Source organism: Cyanobium sp. LEGE 06143 (assembly GCF_015207535.1).
Taxonomy (GTDB): Bacteria; Cyanobacteriota; Cyanobacteriia; order PCC-6307; family Cyanobiaceae; genus NIES-981.
Genome location: NZ_JADEWP010000034.1, coordinates 1 through 17,147, shown reverse-complemented (window position 1 = coordinate 17,147; position 17,147 = coordinate 1). Strand labels below are relative to the sequence as shown.

Below are 17,147 nucleotides of genomic sequence, written 5' to 3'. Positions count from 1 at the left end.
GTTCCAGAGCCTCCAGGCCGCCCTCAATGGCCAGGGAGATCTGGAAGCCCTGCTCAAGGGTGGCCCCGACCTGGACCCGGCCGATGTGGTGCGCCGCCGCAACACCCTGCTGCGCCAGTTCCCCGATGCCCGCTGGACCCTGACTCCTGGCGAAGCCCTGCGGGACGGCCGCGCCACGGTGAAACTGCAGGTGAGCGGCAGCCGCACCGACGGGCCCACCACCTACCGCCTTGAGGCGGAACAGCGGCTCGCCCTCGAGACTGACGGCCGCCGCATCACCGGCCAGACCGTGATCAACGAGCAATCGGTGCTGCGCAGCGGCGATGCCCCCCTGCCCGTGAGCCTGCTGATCCCCGATGCGGTGCTCACCGGCCAGCGCTACGACGTGGACGTGATCTTTGACGAGCCCCTGGATGGAGCGATTGCCGCGGGCGGCATCGTGGCCCTCAGCCCCCAGGATGTGGCCACCCAGGACAGCCCCACCCTGCAGCTCGGGGCCCTCGGCGGCGGCGGCCTGTTCAAGACGGTGCAGGCCCCTTACACACCCGGGGAGCAGACCTGGGCCGTGCTGATGGTGCACCCGAAGGGGATCGTGAGCGCCACCAAGCGGGTGCGGGTGGTGGCGGATCGGGCCCAGCTCACCCTCTGAACCCACTCACTCCCTGAACCAACGGGCCAGAGCTGAAACGTCGTCGTCGCCGTGGCCCCGGGCGATCAGGGCATCTTCGATGGCGGCCACCTGCTCGGCCATGGGCAGGGAGAGATCCACGGCGGCGGCAGCCTCCAGGGCAATGGCGAGATCCTTGCGATGCAGCGCCAGCCGGAAGCCCAGGGGGTAGTGCCCCTCCAGCATCTGGTCGGCGCGGTGCTCCAGGGCCCAGGAGCCGGCCGCTCCCAGCTTCAGGGCTTCCACCACCTGGGGCATGGGCAGCCCCAGGCGACTGCCCAGCGCCATCGCCTCGGCGACGGCCCCGTAGCTGCCCGCCACCAGCACCTGGTTCACGGCCTTGGCCTGCTGACCCGCCCCCACGGGCCCGAAGTGGCTGATGCGCTGCCCCACCACTTCCAGCACGGGCCTGGCCCGCTTCAGGTCGTGCGGCGCCGCCCCTACCAGCACCGAGAGGGTTCCGGCGGCGGCCCCCTTGGTACCGCCGGTCACGGGGGCATCCAGGTAGGCCATGCCGTGGTCGGCCAAGCGGGCGGCCAGCTGGCGGCTGCTGGCCGGGGCGATCGTGGAGAAGTCGATCACCAGGGATCCGGGCCGCAGCCCTTCGATCGCCCCGGCGGGGCCGAAGAGCACCGCCTCCACCGCAGACCCATCGCTCACGCAGATGCAGAGCAGATCGGCGCCCGCCGCTGCTTCTGCCGGACTGCTGGCTGAGCGGGCCCCAGCGGCCACAAGCGGCTCCTGCCTGGCGCGGCTGCGGTTGTGAACCTGCAAGGGGTAGCCGGCGGCCAGCAGATTGGTGGCCATGGGGGCACCGAGTGCCCCCAGCCCCAGGAAGCCCACGCTCGGGGCTGATGGCGGCGGGTTGATCGGGTCTGTCAACGATTGGGTCATCGGGAGCGCAGCCTCGGAGCGATCTGGCTGGGGAAAGGTCCCGGGCCACCCCACCTCAGCGAAGCCCCCTGACCTCAAGCCACGGCCTCAGACCTCGTCAAGGGCAGCCACCCCCGGCAGCACCTTGCCCTCCAGCAGCTCCAGGCTGGCGCCGCCGCCGGTGGAGATGTGGCTCATCTTGTCGGCCACACCCACCTTCTCCACGGCGGCCACGGAGTCGCCGCCGCCGATGATCGTGCAGCAGCCCTTGGCGCTGAGGTCGGCCAGGGTGTGGGCGATGCCGTTGGTGCCGGCGGCGAACTGGTCGAACTCGAACACGCCCATGGGGCCGTTCCAGATCACAGTCTGACAGTCGGAAAGGGCCGCCTGGAAGGCCTTGAGGGCATCGGGACCGATGTCGAGGCCCATCCAGCCGTCGGGGATGGCGTCGATCGGGGTGGTCTGGCTGTTGGCGTCGGAGGCGAAGGCATCGGCCAGCACCACATCGGTGGGCAGCAGCAGCTGCACCCCCTTGGCGGCCGCCTTGGCCTCCAGCTCCTTGGCGAGCTCCAGCTTGTCCTCCTCCACCAGGCTCTTGCCCACCGCCAGGCCCCGGGCCTTGTAGAAGGTGAAGATCATGCCACCGCCGATCAGCACCTTGTCGCACTTGTCGATCAGGGCCTCGAGCACGCCGATCTTGCTGCTCACCTTGGAGCCGCCCACGATCGCCGCCAGGGGGCGCTTGGGTTCGTCGATGGCGCCCTGCAGGTACTGCAGCTCCTTCTCCATCAGGTAGCCGGCCACGCTGGGACTGAGGGCCTTGGTGACCCCTTCGGTGGAGGCGTGGGCACGGTGGGCGGCGCCGAAGGCGTCGTTCACATAGACATCAGCCAGGGCGGCGAGCTTGGCGGCGAAGCCAGGATCGTTCTTCTCTTCCTCGGCGAAGAAGCGCACGTTCTCCAGCAACACCACATCGCCATCGGCCATGGCGGCCACCTTGGCCTCGGCGTCGGGGCCGATGCAGCTCTCGGTTTTCAGCACCGGCTGGCCCAGCAGCTCAGCCAGGCGGGCGGCCACCGGGGTGAGGCGCATGGCCTCGTTCACCTGGCCCTTGGGCCGGCCGAAGTGGGCCGCCAGGATCACCTTGGCGCCCTTGCCGGTGAGGGCGTTGATGGTGGGCAGGGCGGCCCGGATGCGGGTGTCGTCGGTGATGGCGCCGGCGTCATCCAGCGGTACGTTGAAGTCGACCCGCACCAGCACGCGCTTGCCGCGCAGGTCGTCGGCAGAGAGGCTGGCCAGGGATCGCTTCGCCATGGAGTGCGCGGGTAGGGGTAGGGATAAACGGGCGGGAGCTTAGCTCCCAGCCCCCCTCTACCACCCGGACGGCCGATCTGACCAGCCGCTGGGATCTGGATGGCCGCCGGGGGCGCCGCGCTCCAGACTGACGCCACTGGGGCATCGACCCATGTTCGACACCGTTCTCTTCCCGATCGATCGCAGCCGCCAGGCTCTCGACACCGCCGCCGTGGCCCTGCAGCTGGCACAGCAGCACAGCAGCCGCCTGGTGCTGCTCTCCGTGGTGGAGCCCGACGACGACCCGGCCGCGGTGGCCGCCCTGCTGCAGGAGGCGCGCCAGAGCTTCGAGCAGCAGGGGGTGGCCTGTGAGCTGGTGGAGCGGGAGGGCAAGCCCGCCTTCGTGATCGGCGATGTGGCCGATGAGATCAATGCCGATGTGATCGTGATGGGCACCCGTGGCATCTCCATCGAGAGCGATCAACAGAGCACCGCGGCCCGGGTGATCCAGCTGGCGCCGTGTCCGGTGCTGGTGGTGCCCTGATGCCCCCCCAGCCCCAGACCATCCAGCTCAGCGTCAACGCGCCGGCGATCCAGTGGTATCCGGGCCACATCGCCAAGGCGGAAAAGGCCCTGGCCGAGGCGCTCGCCAAGGTGGACCTGGTGATCGAGGTGCGGGATGCCCGCATCCCCCTGGCCACGGGCCATCCCCGCCTGCAGCGCTGGATCGGCAGCAAGCACCACCTGCTGGCCCTCAACCGGGTGGACATGATCCCCAGGGCCGCCCGGGACGAGTGGAGCGCCTGGTTCAAGCGCCAGGGGCAGGTGGTGTGGTGGTGTGACGCCAAGGTGGGCACCGGCGTGAAGCAGCTGCAGCAGGCCGCCATCCGGGCGGGCGCCGCCCTCAACGCCCGCCGCCTGGGTCGGGGCATGCGGCCGCGGCCGGTGCGGGCGCTGATGCTGGGCTTCCCCAATGTGGGCAAGTCGGCCCTGATCAACCGGCTGGTGCGCCAGAAGGTGGTGGACAGTGCCCGCCGGGCCGGCGTCACCCGCAGCCTGCGCTGGGTGCGGCTGGGCCAGGACCTCGACCTGCTCGATGCCCCCGGCGTGCTGCCGCCCCGGCTGGATGACCAGCAGCTGGCCCTGCGGCTGGCCCTCTGCGACGACATCGGCCAGGCGGCCTACGACAACGAGGCGGCCGCCCTCGCCTTCCTGCAGTTGCTGGTGCTCTTGCAGGCGGTGCCGGCCTCCGGAGTGCCGCGGGATCTGCTGCTGCGCCGCTATGGCCTGGCCCAGGCCGACCTCCCCTCCGGGGGTCCCGATGTGGAGGGCTGGCTGCAGGCCGCCGCCGGGCGGCACACCAGCGGCGACAGCCTGCGCATGGCCACCAAGCTGCTGGATGACTTCCGCTGCTCCAGGCTCGGGGCCCTGGCCCTGGAGCTGCCGGCGGCACCGCTGGCATGAGCGCAGAGCCGATGCGGGCAGAGCCGATGCGGGCAGAGCCGATTCACCCAGCGAAGAGGAGGCGTTGCTGATGGCCGCGTTCGGCGAGGGAGCAGGCGAGCTGCTGACGCTCTCCTATCCGAAGCCGCTGCCGATGCGGCTGGATCGCTGGCTGGTGGCGCAGCGGCCGGAGCAGAGCCGGGCCCGGATCCAGAAGTTCATCGAAGCGGGCTACGTGCGGGTGAATGGGATCACCGGACGGGCCAAGACCCCCCTGCGGCTGGGCGATCACGTGGAGCTCTGGATGCCACCACCGGAGCCGCTGCCCTACCTGGTGGCCCAGGAGATGCCCCTCGATGTGCTTTACGAGGATGCCCACCTGATCGTGCTCAACAAGCCGGCCGGCCTCACGGTGCATCCGGCGCCGGGCAACAGGGACGGCACCCTGGTGAACGGCCTGCTGCACCACTGCCCCGACCTGCCCGGCATCGGCGGCGAACTGCGGCCCGGCATCGTGCACCGGCTCGACAAGGACACCACCGGCTGCATCGTGGTGGCCAAGAGCCAGGAGGCCCTGGTGAAGCTGCAGGTGCAGATCCAGAAGCGCATCGCCTCCCGCCACTACCTCGGCGTGGTGCATGGCCAACCCCGGGCCGACCACGGCACCGTGATCGGCGCGATCGGCCGCCATCCGGTGGATCGCAAGAAGTACGCCGTGGTGAGCGACGCCAGCGGCCGGCACGCCTGCACCCACTGGTCGGTGCAGGAGCGGCTGGGGGATTTCGCACTGCTGCGCTTCCAGCTCGACACCGGCCGCACCCACCAGATCCGGGTGCATGCCGCCCACATCGGCCATCCGATCGTGGGCGACCCCGCCTACTCCCGTTGCCGGCGCCTGCCCGTGGCCCTGCCGGGGCAGGCCCTGCACGCCGTGCAACTGAGCCTGGATCACCCGATCAGCCGCGAACGCCTGGTGTGTGAGGCACCCCTGCCAGCGGCGTTCGAGCGGCTGCTGGAGCAGCTGCGGGGCAGGCTGCGCTGAAAGGGGTCTCCGCCTCGGCTCAGAGCGTTCCCACCAGCATGTCGTCGAAGTGGGTGGTGAACGTGCCGGCGCTGGGCTCGTTGCGCTTGTAGATCCCGAACTTGAAGCGGTAGTAAGGGGTGGGGCCGCGGTTGGGGATCGGCTGCACATTGGGTGTTCCTGCCCGGCCCCTCCAGCTGCCGATCTGGCGACCGTCAGCGACCACACGCATCGTGCTGTTGCGCCTGGGACGAAAGCGGAAGCGCATCTGGAAGTTGTGCCACTGCCCCGGCACAAAGCTGAAGGGGGCCACCTTGTTGAGTTGGCGGGAGCCGCCTTTCACGGTCTTGGTAATGAAGTCCACCTTGTGGGATTCCCCCCTGCGCATGCGGAGGCCCACAAACGGGTTCTTACCGCCCAGCTGCCAGAGTTGCATCAGGTAGTAAGAGTTGTCGGACACCCCACTGCCCTTGGGAATGCGCATCCTGAAGTTGGCCTGGAGCGCTCTCCCAGCCTTGAAATACCCCTGCTGAGTGAGCTCAGCGCGATCCTTCTGACCATTCCCCCGGCCGTTCACGCTGAAGCTCAGAAAGCGGTTACTACCTTCCTCGCGCAGGCTCACTGGCGAGAAGGCCCCCTGGTATTTGCCAAGCAAATCAGGGGAGCCTGCTTCGCTGTAGTTGCCGCCGCTACCCAGACGGGCGCTTGGCCCTAACGCGACCTTCCGGGCTGTGGGGTGGCGATTGAAAACGCGTCCATCACCGGTGAGGCGAATGGTGGTGGCTTTAGGTACGCGGATACTGCGGCCCGCCCGCCAGGTTGGCCGGCCCTTTCTGTTCCGCTTCCGCATGGGATGGGCGGCTGGGGCTTGCCTCCCTCAGCCAGATGAAGAGTGGTTGCAGATTGTGGCTCTTGGCCGGGTGCTGCAAGTGCACATTTCGATCTCCGGACCAGCCCCCCGCTCAGGCGGGCTGGGGCAGCCGCGGGCAGGCCTCCACCAGGGTGCGGGTGATGGCAGCCTGGGGATGACGCAGCAGCTCTGCCCCCGGGCCCTGCTCCACGATCCTGCCGCCCTCCAGCACGATCACCCGGTGGCAGAAGCCGCCGGCCACCGAGAGGTCGTGGGTCACGAACAGCAGACCCAGCCCAAGCCGCTGCTGCAGATCCCGCAGCAGGGCCAGCACATCGGCCTGCACCTCGGCATCGAGCATGCTCACGCTCTCGTCGCAGAGCAGCACCCTGGGCTCCAGAATCAACGCCCGGGCGATGGCCACCCGCTGCTGCTGACCACCGGAGAGCTGGCGGGGCAGCCTCTGCTCGAACGCCTCTGGCGGGTTCAGGCCCACCGCCGCCAGCAGCTCCCGGGCCCGCTGCCGGGCCGCCGGCCGGCTGGCCAGGCCGTGGATGCGCAGGGGATCGGCCACGGCGTCAGCCACCGTCATCTGGGGATTGAGGCAGGCGAGGGGGTCCTGGAACACCATCTGGAGGCCGCGGCGGGCCTGCCGCAGTGCCTCGCCGCGCAACTGCCGCAGGTCGATGCCATCCAGGCGCACCGCCCCGCCCCGCACGGCGGTGAGGCCCATCAGGGCCCGGCAGAGGGTGCTCTTGCCACAGCCGGAGGCCCCAACGATCCCCACGGTTTCGCCGCGGCTCACCTCCAGGCTCACCCCATCGACGGCCTTGAGCCAGCGGGGCCGCCAGGGGGCCGAGGGCAACGGATGCCAGCAGCGCAGAGCCTCGATCTCCAGCAGCCGCTGCCGCTCACCCGGTGGATGGGCGCCCGCCGCCTCCCGCTCGCGGGCGCGGGCCACGAGCCGCTGACTCAGCGGCGCCTGCGGCTCCAGCAGCAGCTGCCTCGCTGGAGCCTGCTCGATCAGGCGGCCCTGGTCGAGCACGGCGATCTGGTCACACCAGCGCCCGGCCATGGCCAGGTCGTGGCTGATCAGCAGCAGGGCGCTGCCGGCCTCGCGGCAGAGCTGGGTGAGCTCGGCCATCACCTGGCCGGCCACGGCCACATCGAGGCTGGTGGTGGGTTCATCGGCGATCACCAGAGGCGGTCGCAGCGCCATGGCCAGGGCAATGGCCAGCCGCTGGCGCATGCCGCCGCTGAAGGTATGGGGATAGTTGTCAAAGCGCTCCGCGCTGATGCCCACCCGCTGCAGCAGGTCCTCAGCCCGCTGCCGCAGGGCGCGCCGCCTCCAGCCGGGGCGATGGGCCGCCAGGGTGTCGGTGAGGTGATCCCCCACCGTCAGCAGCGGATTGAGCCGCGTCATCGGATCCTGGAACACCAGGCCCACCGCTTCGCCACGCAGGCGGCGCAGGGCGGCCCGGCCCAGCTGGCGCGGATCCAGGCCGCCGAGGCTGAGGCTGCCGCTGCACTGGCTGCCCTCGGGCAGCAGCTGCAGGGCCGCCCTGGCCACGGTGCTCTTGCCACAGCCGGAGGGGCCCACCAGGGCGAGGGTCTGGCCGGGATGCAGCTCCAGGACCAGGCCGTCGAGGGTGGGGCTCGGCGCGCCCGGATAGCGGACCACCAGGTCCTTGAAACACAGCACGGGCTCAGTCATGGCCCCCAGCTTGGATCCGTTGACGCCGAGACTGGTCCTGATCGGGCTGCACCTGCCTACGATTGGTGCAGTCCGCAAGGTTGCATGCTCCGCGCGGTTTACGATCTGAACCCCCCGCTGGAGCGCACCGACGCCCCGGGCCCAGAGACGGATCACCCGGCTGTGGGTGGTCTGGAAACCCCTGCAGTGACTGCCGACCCGCCAGAGCAGTCCAAGCGTCCGTCAGGGCTGCAGACCAGCCTGGAGAGCCTTGGGACGGCCCCATGCCTCGACCTCGCCATCGGGCCTCCGGCGGCCCGGGCCCTCCCCAAGCCACGCCCGATCCACAGTCCGGACGACTACGGCGTGCCGCTGCCGGAGTGGCTCCAGCACTGCATCATGCACGCCCCTCCCGGCGACGGCGAGTCGTGCCCCACCGACGCCGAGGCCCTGCTGGCCTCCGCCTTTGATTTCGCCTACCAGCTCCACGAGGGCCAGTACCGGGCCTGCGGCGATCCCTACATCGTGCACCCGATCGCGGTGGCGGATCTGCTGCGGGACATCGGCGCCAGCGCCAGCGTGATCGCCGCCGGCTTCCTCCACGACGTGGTGGAGGACACCGAGGTCACCCCCGAGGAGCTCGAACAGCACTTCGGCGGCGAGGTGCGCGCCCTGGTGGAGGGCGTGACCAAGCTGGGCGGCATCCACTTCACCAACAAAACCGAGGCCCAGGCCGAGAACCTGCGGCGGATGTTCCTGGCCATGGCCAGCGACATCCGCGTCGTGCTGGTGAAACTGGCCGACCGGCTGCACAACATGCGCACCCTCGGGGCGCTGAAACCCGAGAAGCAGCTGCGCATCGCCCGCGAGACCCGCGAGATCTACGCCCCCCTGGCCAACAGGCTCGGCATCGGCCGGCTCAAGTGGGAACTGGAGGATCTGGCCTTCAAGATCCTGGAGCCCGAGGCGTATCGCGACGTGCAGCTGCAGGTGGCCACCAAGCGCAGTGAGCGCGAGGAGCGGCTGCAGGTCACGGTGCAGTTGCTGCGCGACAAGCTCGCCGCCGTGGGGCTCTCGGCCTGCGAGGTGAGCGGCCGACCCAAGCACCTCTATGGCATCTGGAGCAAGATGCAGCGCCAGCAGAAGGCCTTCCACGAGATCTACGACGTGGCCGCCCTGCGCATTCTCTGCCCCAGCCTCGATGGCTGCTACCGCTCCCTGGCGGTGGTGCACGACACCTTCCGGCCGATCCCCGGACGATTCAAGGACTACATCGGCCTGCCGAAACCGAATGGCTACCAGTCGTTGCACACGGCGGTAATCGGCCGCCATCGGCCGATCGAGGTGCAGATCCGCACTGCCGAGATGCACCAGGTGGCGGAATACGGCATCGCTGCCCACTGGAAATACAAAGAAGGCGGTTCACCTGCTGCCCTCGGCAACGACGCCGAGCGCTTCAACTGGCTGCGCCAGCTGGTGGACTGGCAAAAAGATGGTGGCGCCCAGGACAGCAACGACTACCTGGCCTCGATCAAGGAAGACCTCTTCGATGAGGAGGTGTTCGTGTTCACCCCCAATGGCGATGTGGTGGGCCTGCGCAAGGGATCCACGGCGGTGGATTTTGCCTTCCGCATTCACTCCGAGGTGGGAAACCACTGCCAGGGGGCACGCATCAACGACCGCCTCAGCCCCCTGGCCACGCCGCTGCAGAACGGCGACTTTGTGCAGATCCTCACCGCCAAGGCGGCCCACCCGAGCCTCGACTGGCTCAACTTCGTGGCCACCCCCACGGCCCGCAACCGGATCCGGGCCTGGTACAAGAAGAGCCACCGCGAGGCCAACATTCAGCGCGGCACCGAGATGCTGGAGCGGGAGCTGGGCCGTGAGGGCTTCGATGCCCTGCTCAACGGCGAGGCGATGGCCAAGGTGGCCCGCCGCTGCAACCTGATCAGCACCGACGACCTGCTCGCCAACCTCGGCTTCGGCGGGGTGACCCTGCACCAGGTGCTCAACCGCCTGCGCGAGGAGCTGCGCCTCGCCAACAGCGCTGCCGCCCCGGTGCTCAGCAACGAGGAACTGGCCCGCTCCGTGAAAACCCAGGCCGGCCCGCCTACCGCCACGGCGAGCCCGATCGGCCCCGGAGCCTCCAGCGCCATCCTGGGGCTTGAGGGCCTCGACTACCGGCTCGGCGGTTGCTGCAGTCCCCTGCCGGGGGAAGCGATTCTGGCGGCGGTGGCCCTCGGCAACCACGGCATCACAATTCACCGCCAGGACTGCGCCAATGTGCAGCAGGTGCCGCCCGAGCGCCGCCTACCCGTGCGCTGGAACCCCACCTCCGACCAGGAGAAGCGCCGCTATCCGGTGCAGCTGCGCATCGAGGTGCTCGATCGGGTGGGCGTGCTCAAGGACATCCTGATGCGCCTCTCCGACCACCGCATCAACGTGAGCGACGCCCGGGTGCGCACCACCCCTGGCAAGCCGGCCCGCATCGAACTGCGGGTGGAACTCAGCGGTGCCCACCAGCTCAGCGGCACCATCAACCAGATCGCCTCGATGGCGGATGTTCTCGACATCTGTCGGACAGGGATCGGCTGACCCGGCAGAGGCCTTAGTCCCTAGGAGTTTTAGGAGTTCTTCAAGCAGGCCAAACTCCGTCCATGCGGAACATCAACATGCAACTCACCAGGAGCAGTAGAGAGCCAGTGGAGTGCCACTGGTCCGAATATTCGGGCCCATGGTCATTCTATGTGGCTGATGAGTTTGGGAGCTCGACAGCCATGCCCCAGAAGAACTGGGCATACTTGCTAAACGAAATTAGCTTTCCGGTGCTGTCTGCCAACCAGAAACCAGAAGAGAGTTTGCCGGAGAACCACTCGGCAGCAGACATTAAGCCACGGGGGTGCCATCTCTGTAGATGCTATTCAGTCCTGCTGGTGCAGGGATTTTCGCCAGCCCCAGCCCCCAAGGAGGCGCGCTGTTAGGAAAGAAATGCAATTCCTTCACGAAAAGAGGATACAGCTAAAATCTCCAGAAAGCCATTTGCCAAGCTAACATGAGCGCCACCAATAGTTCAGTTCCCATGAGTTCTAGGGGGGCACACACGCCAAGAACACACCATCAGGCAGGCTTTTGAACAGATTCTAAAGTTTGGGGAACACGTTGAGTTGAACTCTGCTCAGGCTAGACTCTTGCTACCTACTCAGCAATTAGTTTTGGAACGATTCCGATGCACGACGCCATCCCCCAGGAATTCAACGCAAGACAGTATCGAAAGTGCAATCCAGACTTGCCTGACCTCAGAACAAAGGCACTTAGGCAGCATTGGGAAGATCATGGTCTAGCTGCCAACAGAATTGCAAGCGAAATCAGTAATCGGACGCAATTCATGGACAAGTCCCTTGGCCACTGCCAAAGGATGCTTGAAATCGGGCCATTTGATAAGCCATCGCTTGAAAGGTTTAGAAAGCCTGGAGTAGAGATTGAATACGCCGACTACTTTAGCACCGACGAACTTCGAACTCGTGCAAGTCACGCTCTAAACAGGAATCCCGACAAAGTTCCCCACATTGACTATTGCCTGGCGAATGGCTTTCCTCGGATTACCAGTAAATATGAAGCCATAATCTCTCATCACTGTGTAGAGCATCAGCCCGACTTAATAGCACATTTCATCAATGTGCTTTCAGCCTTAGAGGACTCCGGGCACTACGCATTTACTGCGCCACATAAATCGTATTGCTTCGATCACTTTATTCCAGAATCTACTTATCTTGAAGTCATAGTTGCCCATCTAGAGCACAGGTCAAGACCTGGTTTGCGTTCAGTACTTGAAACGAGATGCTTCAGCCGTCACCAGTATCAAGAAGCCCTCAACCCCTTCAGCAATGCTACAACGGCCATGAGAAGGTGCATTGATGCAGCTATGAACGAATACGCCTCCAAATCCTATGTTGATGTTCATTGTTGGCAATTTACCCCGGCGTCACTAAAGAACATCGTATTGAACCTCTCCATACTAGGATATTTACCTCAGTTGAACGTTAGAGTATTCTGTCTAGGCGCCGAGTTTGGATGTATTCTATCAAAAGCATGATGTTTTCGAGCCAGACCACCTCAATAATTGGAGAGAGCGAGACTACCTTGCTCTAAGTCAGAGTCTCTTCGAAACTCTACAAGAAAAGCATCCTAGTCAAATAGTCTATGACAGGAACTTCTAGGGCTGATATTGAGTCACCGCCTAATCATTCTTCTTAGCCTGCGAGTCTTTTCTCTTATGGGCTGACTTGAAGGCTGCAGATGCTGAGCAAGCTTCATCAGTCTGAAAGCAACACGAACCCCGAGTGGCTCTTTTCCCAAGATCTTATTTGCTGTCTTCATGAGAAGACTTGATCTCTTTGCCCGCCAAGCGCGATCTTCACTTTGACTCAGCTCAGAAATAGCACTCTTAATGATGGCAACCTGAGAATCATCGAGGGGACAGATCAAATTCGATTCTATCTCAACATCGCTGGTGACTACAAGTGGGGAAGACAGAGGCAATCTTCGATTAATCGCATGGATGATCGGTTTCATTTCATCAGCAATCTTCTTGCTTGACGAAGCCGATGGCAACAAAGGGTCAGACTTAATATCTGGGAGTGAGTTAACCAATGCATCTGATAGCTTGGTGCCCGCGAACTTGCCATAGAGTCGATTGACAAGAACGAGAGCCTGCAACTCTGAAACAGACATCGACCGGTTTACTCTCATAGTTGTAAATTTTTGAGTATCGACTAGAGTATCTATGCCAATGATTTCAGAGATTCTTCGGGTAATTGCATAGCCTAAATTCGAAAAGTTTAATAGAGAGAAGGAAATCTCCTTGCTCTCGAGCTGTTCAATAATCTCGAGAGCTCTGAAAGCATGCTTGCATCTATAGCTAGTGCGCTCTAGAAAGGCCTCGTATGAAATGAACAACCCGTCACGCTTAACCAATTGATGGTATTCAGATGAGAGCATATCTCCTGGATTGCGGACAGCTAGAATCACGTGCAAGTTAAAGTTATCCTTATTATCGTCGAGAGCCGCGTAAACACTATTCATATAGTGGAAAGCATTCTCACAGGAAAAGACATACTTATCGTAATTCTGATTGTTCCTCACGGTCGCCAAGACCTGAGTGTCAAACCAATTATTCGTGTCACTCGGATCAATGTTGCCAGAACTTATCCGTGATCGGACCGCATTAGAAAAGCTGGGATGCTCTTTATACAGTATGCCTGCACAAAGAAGCATCTTCTGAGATTGTGCCATCAATGCCTGGAACGCCGAGGTTCCGGTTTTGCCATGACCAATATGGAGGTAGATCTGCTTCATTATTGGATGAGTAGGTTCTTAATCGGATTACGATCTAATCAAATATCGTTCAGTTCGGTTGGGGCTCTTTCTCGCTACCAGAAGTGTTGGCTGAATATGAAAAGTGGTAAGCATTACTGGGGAGACTTGTTCTTCGAGTGCGCAAATAGAGTCATGCAAGGTCCATTGGGATGATCCATTTGACAGGAATGTATATCTATGTCAAAACCATGATCGCTTAAGCGAGTTAGGATGTCGTCTTTTTGAACCCATATCGAATACTCTTGACCACCGCCACAGAACGATTGATCTTTTTGTCCTTGACCATAGAATTGCTTAAATGCCGGGTAAGTTGTGCCACCTGCACTGAGTTCGATTTGGCTCCATCGATTAGGCCAAAGACTTGTCAATGACTCATCATAGAAGTGAGTCCATATTCCCACAGATAGACATTTAGACAGGATGAGGTCAATTGTCTCCAAGGGATTTTTCATATGATAGAGAACGCCACTGGCAGCAATAAAATTGTATAGAGGCGTGCTGGGATTCTTTAGATAAGGAATGAAATCACCGTAGAGCGCCTTGGCATGGAGATTGAATTCATTATAAATGATTAGTGTTTTTAGAAACGCCCTGGAATTGCTTTCAATTGAAGTAACATTCCAGCCTGCATTGGAGAACATATAGGAATGTGCCCCCTCCAGCGGCCCCAGCTCGAGTGCATTAATTGATTCTGAGGTAAGCGAGCTGCCAAACAACTCATTTGTTTTCTTGATCCAGTAGTCTGCGCGTGGGTCAGAAAAAAGCGGGGCTCTTCCACCATCTGGACAACCTGGTATGGCAGAGCTCCACTCACCTTTAAAGATGCCAATTGTATTGGACAGAGATGGTGGCTGGTCCGTGTAGTGATCCAGAATCCTGTCTGACATGCCCCAAGGAGCAAAGATTGTGATCATTATAGTAGAGAGCCTGCTTGAGGCCAAGATGCTGATGCCGGCTAAAGCTGTTATTCGTCAGCCCAGGCTGAAGCAGGCGCGTGAGCTACGAACGCCGCCTGCAATCATAGGACTCTAACAAAGGTACTCAATCTGTAGAAGGCCAGTCTTGTTTTCACCAATGAGACAGATGCGAGCCACTTAAGGCCCTAATGTCTACACTGGCCTCGTACTCAGGCCTGTTGGATTGCCTTTGGGGCCCAGAGGATTTTCCAGTTGTACACTTTTATCCGACACGCTGATCTTTTAGATAGCATACAAGAAGCAGTGGTCTTGCACGGTTCATGGACGTCTCCATGCAAGGAGTATCTTGAGCTTTAGGCCGTTTTCCTGATGCCCCGGCAGGAATAGACCCCTCCGAAGTCCGAGCTGATACTGGCTGACCCGAAGGGATTCTCCTCCTTCGGATTGAAAGGCACTTTCTCCTCTTCAATCGAATCAGGCAGGCTGCTTCCGAAAGCATCCAGCCGTAGGAGGTGCTCCCCGGCTGTGGCAATCCAGACTTCGGGCTCGCATTCCTTGAGAGCTTCTCAATGCCGATCCGGCAGCGCATCCCATAGGCCAAGCCATCTGCAGAGTAATGGAACCACTACTTTGCCTTGGCGGCAACATACATCTCAGGATCTCTCTTGCCCTCTTTGTTCTTGGTGGAATGGAGGGCGCAGATGGCCTTCCATCAAGGATCGCCCGCTTCTTGACTTTATCGATCACCGACGTTGAAGCTCCCCCTGCCTCGTTGGCAACCCAGTGTCCCTTGGGACCTGCTCATTAGGGTCAATCCGCTCAAGCTTGTTGCAATGCGCCCCAACCCCCTGCTCGCCCTGCCGTTCGAGCCCCAGCTCGAAGGACTCGGGGCTGACTACTGGGACGTGGTGGAGGCAGCGCAGTTCCCGCGCACCCAGCTGCGCTTTCGCAACGACTCCCTGTTACACCAAATCGGCCTCAATCCTGCCAGCGTCTCCGACGCCGACATCGAGGCCGCCTACGGGCGCTTCGAGGCGCGCACACCCCTGCTGGCCCTGCGCTACCACGGCCATCAGTTCGGCACCTACAACCCCTTTCTGGGCGATGGCCGCGGCTTTCTCTATGGCCAGCTGCGCGACCGCCATGGCCAGCTGCAGGACCTGGGCACCAAGGGCAGCGGCAGCACCCCCTGGAGTCGCGGCGGCGATGGCCGCCTCACCCTCAAGGGGGGCGTGCGGGAGGTGATCGCCGGCGAGGCGCTGCAGCGTCTGGGCGTGACCACCAGCCGCAGCCTCAGCCTGGTGGAAACCGGGGAGGCTCTGTACCGAGGCGACGAGCCCTCTCCCACGCGCAGCGCCGTGATGGTGCGCCTGGCCCGCACCCACCTGCGCTTCGGCACTTGCGAGCGGCTGCTCCATCAACGCCAGCCGCGACAGCTGGAACGGCTGCTGCAGCATGTGGTGATCACCTATTACCCCGAGGTGGCCGCAGCCGAAGCGACTGGGGAGACGCGGCTGCTGGCCTTTTACGGCGAGCTGGTGGAGCGCGTGGCCCGACTCAGCGCCGAGTGGATGGCCGCCGGCTTCACCCACGGGGTGCTCAACACCGACAACATGTCCCTGGCCGGAGAGAGCTTCGACTACGGCCCCTTCGCCTTCCTCGACCGGTGGGATCCGCACTTCACGGCGGCCTACTTCGATCACGCCGGTCTCTACGCCTACGGCCAGCAACCGGCAGTCGCCCACCAGAACCTGCGCCTGCTGCAGGAGCCCCTGGTGATGCTGCTGCCCCGGGCCGAGCTGGAGGCCCGCCTGGAGCGCTTCGCGCCGGCCTTCGACCACCACTACCGCCAGCTGATGGCCAGGCGGCTGGGGCTGCCAACGGCATGGCGGGGGGAAGGAGATGGCCTGGGGGAAGCCCCGGATCCCCTGCCTGCCACATTGCAACTGCTGGCGGCCTGGCCCGTGGGCTACGGATCCTTCTTCGCGGGGCTGGCGGCGCGGGTGGCAGAGGCAGGCCTGCCGAGTACACCCGATGAGCTGGGGCCCTTCCTGGCGGGGGCCCCGCAGCCGCCCCGGCAGCCTTGGCTGGCCTGGCGCGACGCCTGGTGGGCCTGCAGCCACCAGGCTGCCAACACCAAAGCCAACTCCCCAGACGCGGCCAGCGCGGCCAGCTCCATCGCCGATCGCCTGCAGCGCTGGAACCTGCCCGAAACCCCGGTGCGTCGAGTGATTGAGAGGCTCTGGGAGGCGATTGATCAGGCCGACGACTGGCAACCCTTCCACGACTGGCTGGCGCGCACTGTGGTGAAGGACGACTGATTCGAGTGGCTCTGAGCATGGGCATTCGGCCACATCGCCCGGGCCGTGTGTCTGCTGCTACAGCTCAATCGAAGCAGGTTGTCTACAAAATGAGGATATTTTTCGTCCATCAACCACCCATCTGGCCATGACATCTGAACAGGCCGCCGAATTGATTGACCACACCCTCGATCAGGTGCATCAGCGCCTGCAGGATCTCCAGGATCAGTGCCTCAGCGAAGACCATCAGGCCCTGGCTGAGGAATTCCGCGAATGGCGCCATCCCACCGGTGGCCACATCGACCTGATGGTGTTTCCCGGCCTGGCCAATTCCTGATCCCCGTCCTGGAGCGAAGTCATGAAACCGATTCATGGGCGGGGCCTGCATCAACCTGTGGGCGGCCGTGGGACTTGGGGATCAGCCTGGCCGCCTGCCTGCAGCAGCCAGCGCCAGTAGAGCCAGCCGCCCAGGGGCCCGGCGGCGAGCCCCACCACCAGGGATCCCAGCAACATGCGGCTCGCAATAGCCCAGCCCAGCTGCCAGATCGCCTCACTGCGCAGGCTCTCCATGCCCGGCCAGCCCTGGCCCGGCCCCAGGAACACACTTCCCAGCTTGAAGTTGAGCCAGTAGAGGGGCAGGTAGGTGAAGGGGTTGCTGATCCAGGTGCCCGCGGCGGCGAGCAGGTGGTTGCCCCGCACCAGGCTCGCCAGGGC

15 protein-coding genes are annotated in these 17,147 nt (G+C 63.5%); 8 read left to right on the top strand and 7 right to left on the bottom strand.

What is annotated here, in order from left to right:
• Nucleotides 1–649 (top strand): hypothetical protein (locus IQ216_RS04195; RefSeq protein ID WP_193814459.1); only part of this gene is annotated, 649 nt, incomplete at its 5' end.
• A 6-nt stretch (nt 650–655) separates the two neighbouring features.
• On the opposite strand, the gene IQ216_RS04190 is transcribed toward IQ216_RS04195, so the two are convergent.
• Both IQ216_RS04190 and pgk read right to left on the bottom strand, forming a co-directional pair.
• Nucleotides 656–1,561, bottom strand: a complete 906-nt coding sequence (locus IQ216_RS04190; RefSeq protein WP_193814458.1) for an NAD(P)-dependent oxidoreductase — start codon at nt 1,559–1,561, stop codon at nt 656–658.
• A gap of 87 nt (nt 1,562–1,648) precedes the next feature.
• Complete coding sequence (gene pgk / locus IQ216_RS04185; RefSeq protein ID WP_193814457.1) at nt 1,649–2,854, bottom strand: phosphoglycerate kinase; 1,206 nt, start codon at nt 2,852–2,854, stop codon at nt 1,649–1,651.
• A gap of 151 nt (nt 2,855–3,005) precedes the next feature.
• On the opposite strand from pgk, the gene IQ216_RS04180 reads away from it, so the two are divergent.
• From IQ216_RS04180 to IQ216_RS04170, 3 genes are all read left to right on the top strand, one after another.
• A complete protein-coding gene (locus tag IQ216_RS04180) occupies nt 3,006–3,377 on the top strand; it encodes a universal stress protein (protein WP_186698104.1) in 372 nt (123 codons plus the stop codon).
• Nucleotides 3,377–4,297, top strand: a complete 921-nt coding sequence (gene ylqF / locus IQ216_RS04175) for a ribosome biogenesis GTPase YlqF (RefSeq protein WP_193814456.1) — start codon at nt 3,377–3,379, stop codon at nt 4,295–4,297. Before IQ216_RS04180 ends, ylqF begins: the two co-directional genes overlap by 1 nt.
• A gap of 70 nt (nt 4,298–4,367) precedes the next feature.
• Complete coding sequence (locus IQ216_RS04170; protein ID WP_193814455.1) at nt 4,368–5,318, top strand: RluA family pseudouridine synthase; 951 nt, start codon at nt 4,368–4,370, stop codon at nt 5,316–5,318.
• A 19-nt stretch (nt 5,319–5,337) separates the two neighbouring features.
• Here IQ216_RS04170 and IQ216_RS04165 read toward each other — a convergent pair whose 3' ends face one another.
• Together IQ216_RS04165 and IQ216_RS04160 are read right to left on the bottom strand one after the other, a co-directional pair.
• Nucleotides 5,338–5,952 carry a heparin lyase I family protein gene (locus IQ216_RS04165; RefSeq protein ID WP_193814454.1) on the bottom strand — a complete coding sequence of 205 codons (615 nt, stop codon included), beginning with the start codon at nt 5,950–5,952 and terminating at the stop codon, nt 5,338–5,340.
• A 307-nt stretch (nt 5,953–6,259) separates the two neighbouring features.
• Nucleotides 6,260–7,861, bottom strand: a complete 1,602-nt coding sequence (locus IQ216_RS04160) for an ABC transporter ATP-binding protein (protein ID WP_193814453.1) — start codon at nt 7,859–7,861, stop codon at nt 6,260–6,262.
• A gap of 84 nt (nt 7,862–7,945) precedes the next feature.
• On the opposite strand from IQ216_RS04160, the gene IQ216_RS04155 reads away from it, so the two are divergent.
• Both IQ216_RS04155 and IQ216_RS04150 read left to right on the top strand, forming a co-directional pair.
• Nucleotides 7,946–10,435, top strand: coding sequence for a bifunctional (p)ppGpp synthetase/guanosine-3',5'-bis(diphosphate) 3'-pyrophosphohydrolase (locus IQ216_RS04155; protein WP_228007120.1), 2,490 nt, complete (start codon nt 7,946–7,948; stop codon nt 10,433–10,435).
• 631 nt (nt 10,436–11,066) lie between these two features.
• Nucleotides 11,067–11,933: a hypothetical protein gene (locus tag IQ216_RS04150; RefSeq protein ID WP_193814452.1), complete on the top strand. Its 867-nt coding sequence runs from the start codon at nt 11,067–11,069 to the stop codon at nt 11,931–11,933.
• 137 nt (nt 11,934–12,070) lie between these two features.
• Here the strand turns inward: IQ216_RS04150 and IQ216_RS04145 are convergent, their stop codons facing one another.
• Nucleotides 12,071–13,195, bottom strand: a complete 1,125-nt coding sequence (locus IQ216_RS04145) for a hypothetical protein (RefSeq protein WP_193814451.1) — start codon at nt 13,193–13,195, stop codon at nt 12,071–12,073.
• 113 nt (nt 13,196–13,308) lie between these two features.
• Nucleotides 13,309–14,130 carry a hypothetical protein gene (locus IQ216_RS04140; protein ID WP_193814450.1) on the bottom strand — a complete coding sequence of 274 codons (822 nt, stop codon included), beginning with the start codon at nt 14,128–14,130 and terminating at the stop codon, nt 13,309–13,311.
• 836 nt (nt 14,131–14,966) lie between these two features.
• On the opposite strand from IQ216_RS04140, the gene IQ216_RS04135 reads away from it, so the two are divergent.
• Nucleotides 14,967–16,454, top strand: a complete 1,488-nt coding sequence (locus IQ216_RS04135; RefSeq protein WP_193814449.1) for a YdiU family protein — start codon at nt 14,967–14,969, stop codon at nt 16,452–16,454.
• A gap of 127 nt (nt 16,455–16,581) precedes the next feature.
• A complete protein-coding gene (locus IQ216_RS04130) occupies nt 16,582–16,770 on the top strand; it encodes a hypothetical protein (protein WP_186698089.1) in 189 nt (62 codons plus the stop codon).
• Between the two features lie 50 nt (nt 16,771–16,820).
• Here IQ216_RS04130 and IQ216_RS04125 read toward each other — a convergent pair.
• On the bottom strand, nt 16,821–17,147 hold a 327-nt coding region (locus IQ216_RS04125; RefSeq protein WP_193814448.1), incomplete at its 5' end, for a DUF2062 domain-containing protein.